Genomic DNA, 17328 nt, shown 5'->3' with positions numbered 1-17328 from the left:
AAGCCAATAACGGCTGGAATGCGTATAAGCAACTGGTCATGTTTGATGGGATTATTGAAGGCAATATCAAACCTGAGCCACTTAAAAAAGTCACCCTCAATAGTTTGGAACAACTATGAAAGGGATGAAGTCATTTAATACTCGATTTTTAACACTTCGACACGCCTTGTATTTAGGCGTGTTGGTTGTGTCGAATACACAGGCCATGACTTTAGACGAGGCTTTGTCTGCCAGTTTAAGGCATGAAAGTCAGCTTGAAGTCAGCCGTTTAAGCGTAAACCAGTCTACCGCTATGCTTGAACAAGCCAAACAGCGCGATGGACTCAAAGTCAATTTAGTTGGGCAACTGGACTATGAAAGAATAGATACGCCGCCAAAAGTTATGTTTCCAACCGAAGGCAACCGTAAAGGACGAAGTTTGCAATTGCAGGCAGACTATCCGATTTATACCTCTGGGCGGCATCGTTTGGGTGTAGATATTGCCCAGAGTCAGCTTTCTGCTCAACACCAAGGCTTGTCAGATCAACGGTCAGAAACCATTTTAAATACCGTCATGGTGTATACCGACGTATTAAAAAAGAAAGCCATTTTAGAACTCAGACAAAAGACCATGGCGAACTTGCAACGGTCTTTATATGAGTCAAAGCGCCGTTTTGATGTAGGCATGATTACCCGTGCAGACTTAGCCCAAGTTTTGGCACAAGTCGCACAAGGCCAAGCCGATATTACACAGGCGCAGTCTAACTTGACCGTGAGTGAAGCGCAGTTTTATCAAGTAACGGGTACAACACCTGACAACCTTGTTGCAATTAAACAATTGCCTGCTATACCGAATGAACTAGATGAGATTTTGGCGCAAACCAAGAACCATCCGGCTTTAATGCGCGCTAAATATGAAATGCAAGCCGCAGAGAAACAATACGCTTTAACTAAACGGGAACTCTGGCCAACGGTTATGCTGACCAGCCGTGCCGGAAAGCAGGATGAAGCAAGTTATATTGGTTCTGAAAGTAACAACTATATGGTTGGGTTACAGCTCAATGTACCGCTCTATGACGATGGTTTAAATCGCGCCAATGTCAAAAAAGCGCAGGCTGATATCGATTTGGCTCATCAGAAAATACGAAGCCTTGAACTGGACTTAAATAAGCGTACCCGTACCACCTATGCACAGCTTCAAACCATCCGACAAAATAAAGATGCATTGGCAAATGCCATAGAGGCAGCGTCTATTGCCTTTGTCTATACACGTAAAGAGTTTGATCTAGGCACCAAAACCACTTTTGATTTGCTGAATACCGAACAGAAGCTACTCGATGCACAAACCCAGAAAACCGTAAATGACCAAGACGAAGTGGTGTTTGTTTATCAGCTACTCGACCAAATGGGACGTTTAAATAGTTTGGTTCCTATGCAGACCGTACAACAGGTGAATAATGAATAATACAAATCCACCACTTGCAGAAAATACTCTCATTACCCGTGAAGCTACTCAGGTCGATGATCAGGCTTTACGAGAGTTAATCGCTGTGCCCATGACCACCAAAGGCATTCAAATTAGCTTTCAGCGTGAACCGAGCTATTTTCGGGCTTCCGACATTGTGTATCGGCATAAATTGCATGTCGTGATTGAAGACACCGAAAGCCAAAAGAAGCTCGCTTGTTATAGCAATGGCTATCGTCCTTGTTATGTCGATCGGAGCGTTCAAAACTTGCGATACGCTGGAGACTTACGGGTAGATCACAACTACCGTGGTAAATCACTGGTGAAGGTATTAGCCAAGCATGTAAAACAGACCATGCATGCACCGAACTTTAGCCAAATGATTATTTTTGATGATAACCACGCGGCGCGTGCTGCCATCCAAACAGGTAAAACGGGAATGCCCGATTATTATGATGAAGGGCTTATAGAGACACTCAGCCTGACGAGTACTGGCGCAAAACGAAAAATCACGGCTTTTTTAAAGCAAGCTAATAAACAGAGTGACATTCAAGTGATTCGTAGTTGTGTTGCCGAAGTCGAACATGTACCAGCTATGAATCAGTTTATTGCCGACATGGCAGAACACTACAACTTTATACCTGCCTATAACTTTGAAGAACTTGCTCAAGGTCATCAGTATTTTTCAGGCATAAAACTCTCAGACTTTTCACTTTACTTTAAGGGCGAAAAACTGGTGGGTATGTTTGGCTTGTGGGATCAGCATAGTATTAAGCAAACCAAGATTTTAAATTATAGTTCGGCCATAGGTGTGCTTAGACCCATTTATAACTTGCTAACTCCAATTACTAAAGGGATGCGTTTGCCTAAACTGGGTGACTCTATTCAGTACCATGTGCTGCATACGCTTATGTGCCATCCCGAAGATTTGGCTTTGCATCATAAAATGCTCGAAGATGCCTATAACCAGTCAAAACAACAGGGCGTTGGCGTAGTGAGTTTTACGCTTTCCCATAAAGACCCGCGTTATCAGTTAAATCAGTTTTATAAAGGTGAGCGTTTAACGGGTATGCATGGCTTTATTAGTTATGAGGGTGACCCAAGACCAAATTTTGATAAAAACCTGATTCCATACTTAGAAGTTGGGCGTATTTAATGCTTAGATAGTTTCGCCGTGGGGCATGAATGCGCAAAAATTTGCTCAATTCTTATGAATGTTAAATAAATTTGAGCAAATATATGCACAAAATGGTGAACATCAGCTAGAGCAAGAGACTTTTCTTATGGTGAGCTTGATTACGTTACAAAATCAAAGTGAATCGTTTTGGATTTAATGAACCTAGCGAATTTGACCCTTTAGCCCAACTTATCTTGCGCTGTTGAAACAGCTAACATGGTTTGAAGGTAATAATCGACACGTGAGTGATTATTATCCTTATGTGAGTTATGCGCATTAAAGGCTGCATCATGAAGTTTCACCACTCGAGCAATTGGATTTAAACCACAACGGAATAAATATTCTTCGCGTGTTTCATCTTCTCGTTTAGTTAATGCATCGACGACATCGCGGATTTCTTTTCCAAATAAGCTTTCGATTTTGTCTAGGGTAAGAGGCGTGTCTTCAACACTATCGTGGAGAAGGGCGGTAATAATGTAGATTTCTGAAAATTGATGCTCGATTAATGAATTGACCACACCTTTAATATGGTACTCAAAGTAATCATGAGGACCATACTTTTGACCTTGATGAGATTCTTTTGACAATGTCTCTGCGAGTTCAACTTGATTTTGAGTCATTTTTTGCTCTTATCACTTTAAGTATATGACGCGGCCTAATGGGTGAGATTAGTCGCTTAGGTCATAATTTTATACTGAATAGCGACTCTTAAAAACACTTCTTAATAAGAGTAGTCACTGACTTTTATTAATTTATTCTTTGTTGATGTGAGCCAAACCAGCCCTTAAGTTTTTGAAATTTTAAACTTTAACTTAATGATATAAAAGTAGATTGTAAATATTACTTAAGAGTTTCCTTAATTATCTAATTAAATGAAAAATAATAACTATTTAAATAATTTCTAGCCAATTTCACATTGACACCTTAAATATTGAAGATTACCATTTGCGGGCTGGCCTACATTGCCAGACGGTCGTCGCAGACCGTATTAAGACCGCATCAGGATTATTTCTTCTGAGGAATAGTTTTGTGCGAAAACTCCCAGTCTCCTCCCGTAGCGGTAGGACGGGAGAGGGACACCCTCGGGTGTGCTGGATGTCTTAACCAGTCTGCGAACCCTCTTCCGTTCTGCCACCATAAAACTTATGCTCTGGCAGAACTCCATATATAAGGAGTTGGCTTTGCGCACCCATTATTTCTTGGCAATCTTTGCCAAAAGCTATAACAACACAGCTTAAAACATTTAACGCAGCTTGATCGCCGTAAGGCTTTTTCAGGCTTTAGCTCGTTATTACTTAAAACTTCATCAACAACTAAAACTTGAGATGTGCTCGGCACAGTCTTTACGGCTTTGCTACGCCTTTTTTTCACCTTTAGAAAAGTGGAAGGCATTTATATCTCATTTATATACAACAATAATTTTTTAAAACGGTAAAAATATGCAAAATTTAACTCTCCCAACACGTGCTTTTAACGTCGTAAATAAAGCAATTGAGCTGTTCCATTACCATGGCTTTCATTTGGTCGGTATCGACAGACTTACGAGCGAGTCCGAAATAACCAAAATGACGTTTTATCGCTACTTTCACTCTAAAGAACGCTTTATTGAAATTTGCCTAATCGTACAAAAAGAACGACTCCAAGAAAAAGTAGTCTCTATGGTCGAATACGACCACAACACAAGCGCAGCCGATAAGCTTAAAAAGCTCTATGACTTACACGCAGACATAGACGGGCTGTATTACCTGTTGTTTAAAGCTATTTTTGAAACTAAAAATAACTACCCAAACGCGTACACAACCGCCGTGAGATATAGAACATGGCTTACCAACGAAATATATAGCCAGCTTAGAGCACTTAACCCCGATGTTTCCTTTACCGATGCCAAACTCTTTATATATATAATTGATGGTGCAATCATTCAGCGTTTAAGTTCAGATGAAGTTGATGAGAGAGTGTTGGAGGTGTTTTTGAGTACAATTGATATAAGTTCTGCTAGAGTGAATTAATTATGTATGTGGTTAATGGATTGAAGATAAAACTTTTATGAAACAATTATCTTAGTTGATTTATGCTTATCTAAACTCTAGTTTATTAAAAATACAATAGATGTTTAATAAGTATAAAGGGTTGAATCCTGAGTGTTACTTCATAAAGTAAATAATAAAAAAGCAAAATATACTTAAGTTATTATTTTTTGGTATATTTAACTGAATTAGAGGGGGAAAGCAATGCAAATTTCTAATTTAAGAATAAGTGGGTTCAGATCTTTTGGTTTTGATATCGTTGACATCTCGTTGGTAAATAAAATGTCAACATTTATTGGTTTAAATAGCTCAGGGAAAACAACAGCTTTAGAGGCTTTAAGAAAAGTATTTGGATCAACTTTATCTGAAAGAGAAATTTATAAAGAAGATTTTCATATTGCTTATGATGAAGACCCTATCAGTATTACAAGTAGAAAACTCTCTATAGAAGTAAAAATTAAATTCACAGAAGAAGAGAGTCAAAAAGATGCGATTATTCATCTTTTTCCAACGATGGTCATAGATGGGGTTGGTGAAGATCCTTATGTACGTATTAGATTGGAAGCTACTTGGTCAAAATCTGAAATACTTCCTGATGGTGAAATAGAAGTAAATACTTATTTCATATCTGTGGCTGATGGCATTGATGAAAAAGATGATGATAAAAAATCATTTCCAAATCATTTACGAAATTTGATACAAATATTATATGTTCCTGCAATTAGAAAACCATCAGAACAGATTAAATACGCGTCAGGTAGTATTTTATATAGGATATTAAAAAAAATTCAATGGAATGATTCTTTTAAAAAAGATTTTGACACCCAAATTAATAAAATTAATGATTCTTTTCAGGAGTTAAGTGAATTTTCAATAATTCAGAATACAATCTCAGATATATGGAGTAAATTCCATAAAGATGAACGGTATAGAGATACTTCTATAGGATTTAGTAATAGTAACTTTGATGAAGTCTTAAAGAAAATAGATATCTCATTTAGTCCTACAGGTACTCATAAAACTTATGGTGTAAATGAGTTAGGCGATGGTTATCGCTCAATGTTCTATTTAACTCTTGTTTGTGCTTTATTAGAAATTGAGGAAAAATTAATAAAAAAATCTAGTGATGATAGTATTGAATTTACACGACCATTATTGACTTTACTTGCAGTAGAAGAACCAGAGAATCACATTGCACCACAGTTACTAGGTAGAGTTGTCAAAATCTTAAAATCAATTTCTTTACAAGAAAATTCTCAGGTATTATTTTCATCGCATACCCCCGCTATTGTTAAAAGGATAGATCCGGAAAATATTTTACATTTTAGAATTACAGAAGATTATATAACTCAAGTTAACCGTATTGAATTACCGGATAAGGCTGATGAAGCTTATAAATATATAAAACAGGCCATACATAATTATCCTGAAATATACTTTGCCCGTTTAGTTGTTATTGGAGAAGGCGATACTGAAGAAGTTATTTTTGAACACCTTATGGAAATTAAGGAGTTAGATTTTGATGATAATATAATTACATTTGCTCCATTAGGTCATAGGTTCGTTAACCACATTTGGAAATTATTAAATAATCTGCACATTCCCCATATAACTTTACTAGATCTTGATGTAGAGCGAGAAGGTGGCGGATGGGGAAGAATTAAATACATTTTAAAACAACTTATTGAAAGTGGTGTTAATAGAGATAATCTCTTAAAGCTAGAGAATGGCAGAATTTTATCAGACAAAGAATTAGAGGAAATGCATACTTGGGAAATAAGCAAAAAAACTTTATGTTCTTTAAATAGCTGGGTAAATTTTTTAAAAAATTACAATGTATTTTATTCTGCTCCATTAGATTTAGATTTTTTGATGTTGAAACATTATCCTGATTTTTATAAGGCAATAATTCCTAAAAATGGCGGACCAAGAATTCCAGATAAAAACATTGATTTAACATCTTTTAATAAAAAAATTCAAGACGGTGTAATAGCAACTCTTAAATCAGAAAATGCAAAAGCAATCACTTACTCTGAGGAGGAAAAAGAATTAATGATTTGGTATAATTATCATTTTTTAAGTAGAGGTAAACCTACGACACATATATTAACATTAGCAAATATAGACAAAGAATCTTTAGAGCATAATTTGCCCATAATTTTTAATGAAATATTCATTTGTATTAAAAATTTATTAAATTTAAAAGATAGCTAATAATAGTAGTAATTATATATGAAATATCTGGGAAAAATAGACTGGCAACCTAGTGATGGTTTAAAACTCGAGGACAATGCTCTTGAGGCAGTGAAAAGTTCAGAAAATATTTTAGTTATAGCTGGACCCGGTGCAGGAAAAACTGAAATGCTTGCTCAAAGAGCAAATTTTTTACTACAAACAAATACATGTATTTTTCCAAGAAAAATTTTGGCTATTAGCTTTAAAAAAGATGCTTCTTTGAATCTATATGAAAGAGTAAAAAAACGTAGTGGAGAAGAATTTGCAAGGAGATTTGAATCTTTAACCTTTGACTCTTTTGCAAAGCAATTATTAGATAGATTTAAGCAAGGATTACCTGAACAGTTATTAATTTCAGATGATTATGAAATTTTAACTAATAACCAAAATAAAATAATAAAAAATTATTATGAAACAATAGATATCGACTTTTATAATTCAACAACAGAAAAAGATATTCTAAAATTGCATTTACAAAAATTACCACTTTCCGAAAATGATATATCTGATAAAAATAGAAAAAAAGTATGGGAAAAAATGTTGGCAGAATCACCAAGTAAATTAACATTTCCTATGATTATGCGCTTAGCTGAACTTATTATTAATATTAATCCTAAAATAAAAAAATATTTACAAGAAACTTATGCTTATGTATTCCTTGATGAATTTCAAGATACAACTGATGTGCAATATAGTTTTTTTAAAAGTTGTTTTTTAAATAGTAATTCTGTATACACTGCGGTCGGTGATGATAAACAGCGTATTATGCTGTGGGCTGGTGCTCAAGAAACTATTTTTGAGGATTTTAAGCATGATACAATAGCAAAGGAGATTCAACTTTTTATGAATTTCAGAAGTGCTCCAAGATTAGTTGAACTTCAAAATTATTTGACTAATCATCTTCTGAAAAATAATTTTATTGCATCTCCCTCATCTCTTCGGAATAAAGATGATGGTATATGTGAGTTATGGCTATTGGCGGATCCAAACCAAGAACAGGAAAATTTATTAAAAGATGTCAAAAAATGGATATATGAAGAAAATATTAATCCAAGGGATATATGTATACTTGTAAAAGGAAGCTTAGAATTATATGCAGGTGATTTAATTAACTATTTTAATAATAATGGTATAAATGCTCGTAATGAAGATAAATTTCAAAATTTTTTAACTGAAGAAATTGTGGTTTTTATAGTTAATTTGTTGCGAGCAAGCTCTGAAAAAATAAAATCTGATTCTAGATATATGGTTTTTAGCTTTCTAGTCAATCTATATAATGAAAGTGAAAATAATAAGCTATTGTTGCTTGAGTTTTCTATATCGGAATGGATTAAAAAAATAAGAATAAAATATGATTTTGATAATTTTAAAGATAAAGATCAATTAAAAAATATAATTGATGAAATTATAATTTTTATTAATATTGAAAATTTAAAAGCAAAATTCCAACAGTATAAGGATCGTATTTTTTTTAATAATTTAATTCAAAACTTTACTGATAGATTATGGGAAATTTATGAAAATAAAGCTAATTTTATAGAATCTATAGATGCTCTTTGGGGTATTAATACTATACCAGTCATGACTATTCATAAAAGTAAAGGACTTGAATATCATAGTGTTATTTTTATTGGGCTCGAAGATGGAGCTTTTTGGACTTATGATAGGCAAATGAATGAAGATAATTGTGCTTTTTTTGTTGCTTTGTCAAGAGCAAAGGAGAGAGTAATTTTTACTATTAGTCAGAAAAGAATGACAAGATATGGATTAAAGCCACAATATATAAATAATATTGAAGGAATTATTACTGCATTACAGAATTCTGGTATTGTAGATGTTATTGATAAGAGTGAATGAAATTTATATTTTTTAAATTAAATCTGACAATTAAATTTTTCTTAAATGTCAGATTTAATTTATAGATATTGTTATTAAACTCCAAAAATTATTTCTTGATATTCATATTCCCCATAATCCTGTTCTCTAGAGGCAGCAATTATATGACAAGTATATTTATATCCAATCTTAGAACCTAATAAGTTCTGAAAATATTGTGGAGTAAGCAATGTATAAGTCGCGCATCTAGGTTTCATTTTGGAAAGATATGTATTTTCCCATTCTTCATTCCAGTAACCAGACACGCCAATTTCAATATCGCCTAGTAAATATCTAATAATTTTATTATCTGATTGACCTATAATTTTAAGTTTACTGTTTGGTATGATAGGTATATATATTCCTCTTGAATCCTGTTCAGCAAACCAATGACCATATCTATGATGAGGGAAAGCTGTTCCTGTAAAAGGAAAATTTTCAAAGGGTAAGTTCTTAGATTCAATAAATTTAAAATCTAATTCTTTCTCTAACCCTAATCCTATAGAAATAACTTGAGATCTTTCAGTTGCTTTATTTTTATCATTCATTAATGTACAGGTAATATCTAACTGTAAATTTGAGCTAATTTCTAAAGGGAAAGATAAAGCAGCTAAAACACTATCTCCATTATTTGTATTACAAGTTTCAATTAAGTTTCTAATATAATCTTTAAGAGCTTCAAGATTGTATTCATTTTGATAATTCCACTTTGAAAACCAGCTCACTTTAGACGGTAAAAAATTTAAAAAAGATGTTTCAAGTGGCAAAGCCTTTATTGATAGAAAATCAGCACAGTCACTAGGCATTTGATAACGATGTTTAGCAACTTCCAGAACTCTTAAATACGCAGATCTAGCTCTATGACTATTTAATGTATAAAGCTGACCAGTATTATTTCTATCTAAGAAATATTGATAAGAGTCGTTTAGCCTAGGCTCATTTATGAATGTTTTGTTCCACTCATGTTGAAAATCTTCAGTCAAAGGGTAATGGGATTCATTTTCAAGATCTTCTAAAGTGCTTAAGTATATATAAGGGAATTCACTTCCCAGATTTTTTCTAAAATCTGACTCTTTATCTATTAAATCTAAGTTAATATTGAAGTTACCTTGATAGCAACCTAAGTTAGAAATTTGAGAATTTATAGATTTCAATAATTGATCGGATAAACAAGATCTCGCAAATATATAGTCTCCCAAAACAACACTTGGTTTATAGCTCTTTTGAGAAGCCATCCAAAATACACATAATATTTCAACAACTTCGGATTCTAATTTCTTTGACTTCAAACTTTCTAATAATTTAGTTTCAATAGTTTTATAATGGGCATTTGCACTTAATAGTGTTGAGAGTTCATTCGCTGTCCATTGTTTAATACTCGTGAATGGCCAATGTAGTCTAGCAATAAGTAAAGAGATGGCTATTTCATGTTCATCTAAATTTTGGTTCCAATCCCAATTTGGTATCTGCAAATTCAAATTCCGAGTTTCTTCTTTTAGAACTTTAATCATCACTTCAATAAATGATTTAGCTTCTTCTATTCGATCAAGTTGTACTAGTAAATAAACTAATTTGGAAGAAGGGATAACAAGTCTTATATCTGGTTCACTATTATTTTTAGTAGTTTTTTTAATAAATTCATCAGCTCTGTCTCTATAGTCTTGGGCAACAATATCTAAACGCTTAAGACATTGTTCTGTAGATTCGTAATAATACAACCATCCACCTTTCTCCGATTGGGCTTTAAGGAGAATATCAAATGCAAAACTTTTACCTTTAGCACTTCTTGCAATCTCATAAAGAGGGTCAAGTAATATACTTTCGTCTTTATATAATAAATACCTATTTTTTAAGTTACTCCAAATGTATTTTATAATATCGGACTTTTTAGCTTTAGATTTCCAATATTCGACCCATGATAGTAAATAGTCTCTACTTTTGTAATCAGCTTTAATAAATTCTAAAAAATCATCAAATTTTTGTAAAGGATAATCCTCATAGTTAATAATCATAGATTGATCATCTTTGGTTGAATTTTCATTCTCCTTAATGTATCGAGTTAATTGGGGCAAGCCATTGTGATCTAGTGCAATGTCAATTAATTTTTTTGCTCGTGCGGAGTTTATATTATCTTCTATGGCATATAAATCATCATTTGATAATCCTGTTCGAGATAAAGATTCTAAATAGTAAGATGCAAGATCAGGTAAATTACTGAGTATTTTATGAAAAGAATCTTCAGCCTTATACCAATTACCGTGTATAATTTCATATTGAAATTTTGAAACCAAATATGATAAATCAAGTTTTGATAGCAAATTATTATACTGTGATAAGGAGTGCCTAGTTTCATCACCATCAGTATATTTTGAGATATGCATTACTTCCGATGAAATTTCTTTAAGATATAGAGCAGCATCTTTTTTATTCTTCTTCGATAAGTAATCAATAGACTCTAGTATCTCAAAAATCCCTCTGTCCTTATGCCAACCATACCCTAAAATGAGATCCCAACATTTAAATGTATATCTTTTGATATGTTCGGGCTTCTGATGAAGTAATGCAATTTTTGCTAAATTAGAAAAATAATCACATCGTTGATTAGTTTCCTGAATTTCATTCTCTAGGATTTCATCAATAATTTTAAAGATAAATTCAATTGTTTCATCTTCAAAAAATTGAATGTTCTGTTCGGCATACCATTCAATAAACCAATATATACTAAAAAACTCTTTTTCTTCAGTACCTTTAAAATCTGATAATTTAATTCGTTTCTTATTGATTATTAAATTAATAATTAAGCAAATCTCAAACCAAGTGTTCTTGAATTTAATGACTTCTCCAGTATCTTTATAGTCAAAATGTATAGGTAAGTCTGAACTACTAAGTAAAGAATAAATATCAAAGAATGAAAAATATTCTCCAACTTCAATTAAATTAATAATATGATCACTTAAATCAACTAATAGATTGTATAAGCCAACTTTAACTGAATTACTGTAACTTCGTATTGTCAAATGTAAGAAATCACCTTGAGCTGCCAAATGTTGGAAAAAATTGTCAAAAAAGTAGTCTTTATATGAAAATATTAATTGATCTCTTTTATAAACTAAAAAATGTTCTTCATTATCATAATTTAAATGATTTTGTATGAATAGGTTGTTTTCTAAAATATGAATTGCCTTACCAAGAGAAGAGGAATTAAATAAATCTAAATTATCCCAACTATTAAATTCGACTCCCTCTAAGTATCCTAGAAGAAATACTTTATCTGAAATCAATATTTTAACTATTTCATCATTTACTTCATTAAAAACATCAAGTAGTTGTTCAAAGTTATTATTCAAACAGCTAGTCTGACACAAGAGAATTATCCATTCCTCATTCCATTTTTTTATTTTATTTGTACGAATACGACTATTTATATAATCTTCATCACATAAAATTTTAGCAGTAAGTGTGAGCTCAATATTTTTCTTATAAAGTTCATCATGTTCATGATTATTGTATAAGCGTTCTTCGCTAAGAAATCTTTGAAAACACCAATTTGCAGTTGATAAAGCCTGAGTCTTTTCATTTCTATGCCATAAGGCTATAGATAAAATTGCTAAATCAGCCACTGAAAGTTGGTGATGTAAGGAAATTAATTCATTAATTGCAGATAGAGGGGCAGTTGTGAGAAATATTATTTTTAATTTATTAAAATCAGCTAATTGAAACTGAGGACCATTTATTAAGCGTGTTTTTATAGATCTATGTTTGTAAGCCTCAGCATATTTTGATTCTTCAAAAGCGATTGTTTCAGCTTGAGTTAATAAATCAATAAAGACTTGCGGATCATATCCTTCTACTAAACGATTAATCACCCAATCACGAGTTAAACCTTCTCTTAAAGGCATTGTATTTCCCATTAAAGCGTAACAATGCCATAGCCAACGTTGCTTTAATGACTCAGGTGCATCTTGCTCTAGCCAATTACATACGGATTTTAATAACGTTTCAATGATATTAGAATGATCATCTCTGCTTTTTACAAAAACACTTAAGCTCTCATGAAAAGGTCTTAAACCAGATAAAGACTCATGAAGCAAAAAGATCACTGAGTTTATGTCTAAGGATGGATCAGAGAAGATTGTATTAAAAGAATGCCTAGGCCAAAAAAAATTAAAACTTACAATGAGATGGAGTATGTTTTTTTGTTTATAAGATAATGTATGCCAAATAAATAAGTAATATTCCTGAATATTACCTCCACTATGCATTGGTAATTGATTGATATGCCATTCATTAACAGGAAGCTGATTAATTCTTAAATATTCACAGGAGTAGATCAGCTGTAAAGGATAACCATGTGTGGAAGTTAATAGTGCTGACGAGGCTTTAGCTATGATTTCAAACTTATTTCCATAATCATTCGTTATTAATGCACCATTTTCAATTCTTTTACTTATGTATTCAGATATTGCATTTCCTGACATAGGAGGAAGGTAGGTCCAACTCTTCTTAGGACATAAATTTAAAAGTCTTTTTGGTAGGTATTCATCATCTACAGGTTGTGTACCAACTATAATTTTAAGATTAGCAGGTAATGGTAACAAAGTTTTAAAAACTTCATCTAATGGACTAATGTCCTTATTATTATCACGCCAAACATGATCTAATCCATCTATAAAAAGTATGAATGGTTTTCCGATTCTTTTATAATAATTACCACAATTCTCAAGAATATTATTTAAATTTTCAGGTTGCTCATGAGATGAAATTGTAACTTTATGATGAAATTTTCTTATTTGTGAATAAAGAGACTCTGCAATGACTCTTAAGGATAACCGGTCTTGAGTTCGATCACTTGTAGAAATAAAATAATGATGTCTAATATAAGGAATTTTCTTATCTTCTAATTCCTTACAAAGGTAACTTAGATATGTGCTTTTGCCTAAACCTGGGCTACCAGTTAAAACATATATATTTGATTTATTTTTATTAATTATTTCATTAATAAAATTATTATGAAAGGCCTCATCTGGTAATACATAATCTTCTGAAATGTAAAAACTCTGAGGTATCGGTTCAGGTCGTTTTGTATGAATAACTGAACGTAGTATATCTAGAGTAATCCAACCGTCAGGTGAAGGGTGATTTTTAATTGTTGCCCATTTTTTAGCTTCATCAAAAAGACGTAAATATCCTATTTCATCGCTAATTTTCATTAGAGAGTTTTTTACTTGATCCTCGAGAACTGAGTAGATTGGGACTTCGTAAGCAACTTTTAAGTTTTCAATGAATTTTCGAGCTTCTGTTTTGTTACCCAACTGTTTAATGATTTCATTTTGGTTATCTGTCGGTATTAAATCAAACTGAATATAAGACGTTCCTTGAAAGCAAGGTTCTACATCCCTAGCAAGACGCTTATTTGTAACCAGATTGATTGAATTAATTTGATCTGATGGGATTTTTTTATATGCATCATATATTTTTCTTAAAATACTTCTTGAGCGTTCAGTTTTTCCTGAACTGTGAAGAATCCAATTCCAAGAAAACTCATTTTCTATCTTTTCAGGAGAAGGTGAATATTTAACTTGATAGTAGTCATATTTATTATCTTTTGTGATACAAACTACATCATCTAAAGACTGCGGTGTTTCGTCAGTATCATCAGTAGCCTCAAATAAAATTTTTTGATATTTATTTGGAAAGAGTAGCCATTCGGCAAGGATGCTTATGCCAAATAAAGTTTGATAATCATAGCCTTTGTAGGTAATTGCAGTACTTTTAATATTGTCTTGACGCATGAATTAAATGATTTCGTATGTTTTTTTCTATTGTATATCCTTAAAGCCTCATTTTCTTTGTAAGATATAATTTATGATTAAATATTAGACATGAGGTCGGATTTTTATTATTATTATTTTTATCAATATGCTTCTGATTTAATAGAGTTTTATTTAGAAAAATTTCCTATCGAACTATTTATTACCTAATAGTCATTTTGTAAATAAATCTAATGAAATTTTATTCAGATAACTTTGAGAAAAAATGAAAAATATTGAAATTTTAGAAATAAAAAAAATTGGTGACCAATGAAGAAGGTTTATCGCTTTTGTTAGAAGATTCTATTAATAGCGGAGCTTCAATAGGTTTCTTAGCTCCTATAGAAAAGAACGAAGTCTTAAATTATTTGCGTGAGGTCAACCATAAATTAGCACAAGGTAATAGTCGTCTATGGATTGCTATTCAACAAGGAAAAATTGTAGGTAGTGTCCAATTATCCTTAGTAAGTAAAAAGAACGGCGTTCATAGAGCCGAGGTTGAAAAACTCATGGTGCTTACTTCTGCAAGAAAACAAGGAATAGCAACATTACTAATGAATGAACTAGAAAACTTTGCACGAGAAAAGGATTTGCGCTTACTTGTCTTAGATACACGTGAAGGCGATGTGTCCGAACTTTTATATAGCAAAATTGGATTTGTTCGTGTGGGTGTCATTCCGAGTTTTGCATTAAGTTCAAATGGGAACTATGACGGCACAGCGATTTATTATAAAAAGCTTGATTGAGGGCTGATATAAGTATCTACAGAGCAACCCATTTATCATTTAATTTTTATATTCAAAGTTTTTTCTAAAAATGAATCACTTTTAGTTTTCCAGACATTAGCAGGCACAGGATGTTTGGCATCTTGAATAAGTTCTAAAGTGTTTGGAATACCTTTACTATCAAGTACTTGATGTAGCTGAATACTTTGCTTTGGGTCAACAATAGGGTCTTTAGTGCCAACTAATATAAGAGTAGGTGGATATTGAAACGAAATTGGTAATGATGATCTAGCAGCGGACGTCTTTTCTATATTTTTATCTGTAGCAATAGTTTGGTTTATTTCATTCATAACATTTGACGGTAGTGTTCTAGTGTTAGAACTCCACTGAGCATACATACCTTTAAAGTCATAAAATCCAGATACTAAAATCAAAGCATTTATCTTGCCTGAGTTAGCTACAACATTCGCTATAGAAGCACCACAACTAATACCAACTACTACAACTTTGTTTGAGTCAACATGTGGCTGTGATCGAGCAAAATTAATGGCTTGAACAAGATTATTTTGTGAAGGTTTACCACAAAAATCTGATTTCCCAGATGACTCACCATATCCACTCATAGATACAGCAAAACTAAAAAAGTTCTTTTTAGCATATTCATTTAACAAACCTGAGCGTACAAAGGCTTTTGCACCTTTTTTGTCTTTCTGAATGCCATGTAAAAAGATAATTGCTGGATACTTTTTATCGGCTAAGAGGTCTGGTTCTTTCCAATAAATTTCAGTTGTTTGATTATTTGCTGTTAAAAGTTGATGCTGTGCTTGCTTGGTATAAATATAAGGAAGAATAGATACACGGAAAAAGGCATAGAAGCCAACAACTAAAATCAAAGGAAGAATGTAGCAAAGGGCTATATTCTTTTTCTTATTAGGAAGCATGAGAACTCTTGTAGTTATTTATGATTGTGAGTGATTCTCTAACTATTGAAATTTAAAATCAATATATAAGTTTATTAATTGTTTTTGCTAAATTGAATAATCAAGGCAAGGTTGGGAAAGTTCCCCGATTGAGAAACTTTCCAATTTATGAATTAAAGATGTTTTTGAAAAAATGGAATAATTTTTTCTAAGGCTTGAACAACAGGTTCAGGTTGATCATATAAGTCATAATGGCTTGCATCTTTAACCACAAAGAGGTTTTTATCTTTAGAAGCCGCTTTGCTATATAGCTCATAACCGTCACGATATGAACCGAAGCCTCCCGGAACTCCACCAATCACAATTTGTAAGGGTTGAGTGAGTAAGTGATCTGCCAAATGAAAGGCATCAAACCCAACAGCAGCCGCTAAACCTGAAAAGCGAAGTTTATTGGGTGAACCTTCTGCCTGACCGCGCGGGGTTTTGTAGTAATCTACAGCTTCTTTAATATCAATATCATGAATGCCAGCTTGCTCACGCTCTTGTTGTGAGTTTGGAATGTACTGGGTAATAAACGGTTCGGCACCACGAGCTTCCGCAGTACGTTGTGCTGCAATGGCTTCTAAAGTTTTAATGGCAGCCTCAGGTGTTTGGTCACCTTCACGCATTAAACGACCATAGTTTGCTGCAACTACAGTTGCGACTGCTTTAAAACGGCGTTCAGTCATAGCAGCATTAACAGCATAACCACCGCCACCACACACACCTAATACACCAATACGGTTTTCATCAACATAAGAAAGCGTTGTTAAATAGTCCGCTGCACAGCGAAAATCTTCTACACGTGTTGCAGGGTCTTCAAGAAAACGAGGTTCACCACCACTAGCACCTTGATACGATGCATCAAATGCTAAAGTAATAAACCCAGCTTCAGTGAGTTTTTCACCATAGATTGCGCCGGCAGTTTGTTCTTTACAGCTACTAATTGGATGCGCACATACAATGGCTGCATATGTTTTGTTTTCATCGAAATCTTTTGGAAAACGTATAGTTGCAGAAACATCGATGTTTTTATTTTTGAAAGTTACAGTTTTCATCATCTTCTCTCCGAAAGA

The 17328-nt window shown here is 32.9% G+C and carries 10 protein-coding genes and 1 pseudogene; 7 read left to right on the top strand and 4 right to left on the bottom strand.

What is annotated here, in order from left to right; genetic code table 11:
* From B554_RS19210 to B554_RS0118290, 3 genes are all read left to right on the top strand, one after another.
* On the top strand, positions 1 to 119 hold a 119-nt coding region (locus B554_RS19210; protein WP_227501336.1), incomplete at its 5' end, for a hypothetical protein.
* Entirely contained in the window at positions 116 to 1444 is a 1329-nt protein-coding gene (locus B554_RS0118295) for a TolC family protein (RefSeq protein ID WP_019459215.1), read from the top strand. The genes B554_RS19210 and B554_RS0118295, both read left to right, overlap by 4 nt.
* The gene (locus B554_RS0118290; protein WP_019459214.1) at positions 1437 to 2600 is read left to right on the top strand and encodes a hypothetical protein; all 1164 of its coding nucleotides are present in this window, start codon (positions 1437 to 1439) and stop codon (positions 2598 to 2600) included. The genes B554_RS0118295 and B554_RS0118290 overlap by 8 nt, the downstream gene beginning before the upstream one ends.
* Before the next feature lie 200 nt (positions 2601 to 2800).
* Here B554_RS0118290 and B554_RS0118280 read toward each other — a convergent pair whose 3' ends face one another.
* Positions 2801 to 3241: an HD domain-containing protein gene (locus B554_RS0118280; RefSeq protein ID WP_019459212.1), complete on the bottom strand. Its 441-nt coding sequence runs from the start codon at positions 3239 to 3241 to the stop codon at positions 2801 to 2803.
* Between the two features lie 819 nt (positions 3242 to 4060).
* Between B554_RS0118280 and B554_RS0118275 the strand changes: the two genes are divergently transcribed.
* The 3 genes from B554_RS0118275 (at position 4061) to B554_RS0118265 (ending at position 8740) form a co-directional block, all read left to right on the top strand.
* Positions 4061 to 4630, top strand: a complete 570-nt coding sequence (locus tag B554_RS0118275; protein ID WP_019459211.1) for a TetR/AcrR family transcriptional regulator — start codon at positions 4061 to 4063, stop codon at positions 4628 to 4630.
* A gap of 222 nt (positions 4631 to 4852) precedes the next feature.
* On the top strand, positions 4853 to 6862 hold the full coding sequence (locus B554_RS0118270; RefSeq protein WP_019459210.1) for an AAA family ATPase: 2010 nt from the start codon (positions 4853 to 4855) through the stop codon (positions 6860 to 6862).
* Positions 6863 to 6880: 18 nt separating this feature from the next.
* A complete protein-coding gene (locus tag B554_RS0118265; protein ID WP_019459209.1) occupies positions 6881 to 8740 on the top strand; it encodes a UvrD-helicase domain-containing protein in 1860 nt (619 codons plus the stop codon).
* 74 nt (positions 8741 to 8814) lie between these two features.
* Here B554_RS0118265 and B554_RS0118260 read toward each other — a convergent pair whose 3' ends face one another.
* Complete coding sequence (locus tag B554_RS0118260; protein WP_019459208.1) at positions 8815 to 14550, bottom strand: dsDNA nuclease domain-containing protein; 5736 nt, start codon at positions 14548 to 14550, stop codon at positions 8815 to 8817.
* 244 nt (positions 14551 to 14794) lie between these two features.
* Here B554_RS0118260 and B554_RS0118255 point away from each other — a divergent pair.
* Positions 14795 to 15314: pseudogene (locus tag B554_RS0118255) on the top strand (GNAT family N-acetyltransferase).
* Between the two features lie 35 nt (positions 15315 to 15349).
* Here the strand turns inward: B554_RS0118255 and B554_RS0118250 are convergent.
* Together B554_RS0118250 and B554_RS0118245 are read right to left on the bottom strand one after the other, a co-directional pair.
* Positions 15350 to 16234, bottom strand: a complete 885-nt coding sequence (locus B554_RS0118250) for an alpha/beta hydrolase family protein (RefSeq protein WP_019459206.1) — start codon at positions 16232 to 16234, stop codon at positions 15350 to 15352.
* 152 nt (positions 16235 to 16386) lie between these two features.
* On the bottom strand, positions 16387 to 17310 hold the full coding sequence (locus tag B554_RS0118245) for an alpha/beta hydrolase (protein ID WP_019459205.1): 924 nt from the start codon (positions 17308 to 17310) through the stop codon (positions 16387 to 16389).
* Positions 17311 to 17328: the final 18 nt, after the last annotated feature.

Origin of the sequence: Acinetobacter sp. GG2, from assembly GCF_000292385.1 — a bacterium.
Lineage (GTDB): Bacteria > Pseudomonadota > Gammaproteobacteria > Pseudomonadales > Moraxellaceae > Acinetobacter > Acinetobacter seifertii.
Note: the sequence above shows the minus strand (reverse complement) of the source record. Positions and strands in the feature narration are given on the sequence as shown.

What these genes read in the sequence shown, in the direction of transcription:
- B554_RS0118295 (WP_019459215.1), top strand. Translation starts at nt 116, where the DNA reads ATGAAAGGGATGAAGTCATTTAATACTCGATTTTTAACACTTCGACAC.
- B554_RS0118245 (WP_019459205.1), bottom strand. Translation starts at nt 17,310, where the DNA reads ATGAAAACTGTAACTTTCAAAAATAAAAACATCGATGTTTCTGCAACT.
- B554_RS0118260 (WP_019459208.1), bottom strand. Translation starts at nt 14,550, where the DNA reads ATGCGTCAAGACAATATTAAAAGTACTGCAATTACCTACAAAGGCTAT.
- B554_RS0118265 (WP_019459209.1), top strand. Translation starts at nt 6,881, where the DNA reads ATGAAATATCTGGGAAAAATAGACTGGCAACCTAGTGATGGTTTAAAA.
- B554_RS0118275 (WP_019459211.1), top strand. Translation starts at nt 4,061, where the DNA reads ATGCAAAATTTAACTCTCCCAACACGTGCTTTTAACGTCGTAAATAAA.
- B554_RS0118280 (WP_019459212.1), bottom strand. Translation starts at nt 3,241, where the DNA reads ATGACTCAAAATCAAGTTGAACTCGCAGAGACATTGTCAAAAGAATCT.
- B554_RS0118290 (WP_019459214.1), top strand. Translation starts at nt 1,437, where the DNA reads ATGAATAATACAAATCCACCACTTGCAGAAAATACTCTCATTACCCGT.
- B554_RS0118270 (WP_019459210.1), top strand. Translation starts at nt 4,853, where the DNA reads ATGCAAATTTCTAATTTAAGAATAAGTGGGTTCAGATCTTTTGGTTTT.
- B554_RS0118250 (WP_019459206.1), bottom strand. Translation starts at nt 16,234, where the DNA reads ATGCTTCCTAATAAGAAAAAGAATATAGCCCTTTGCTACATTCTTCCT.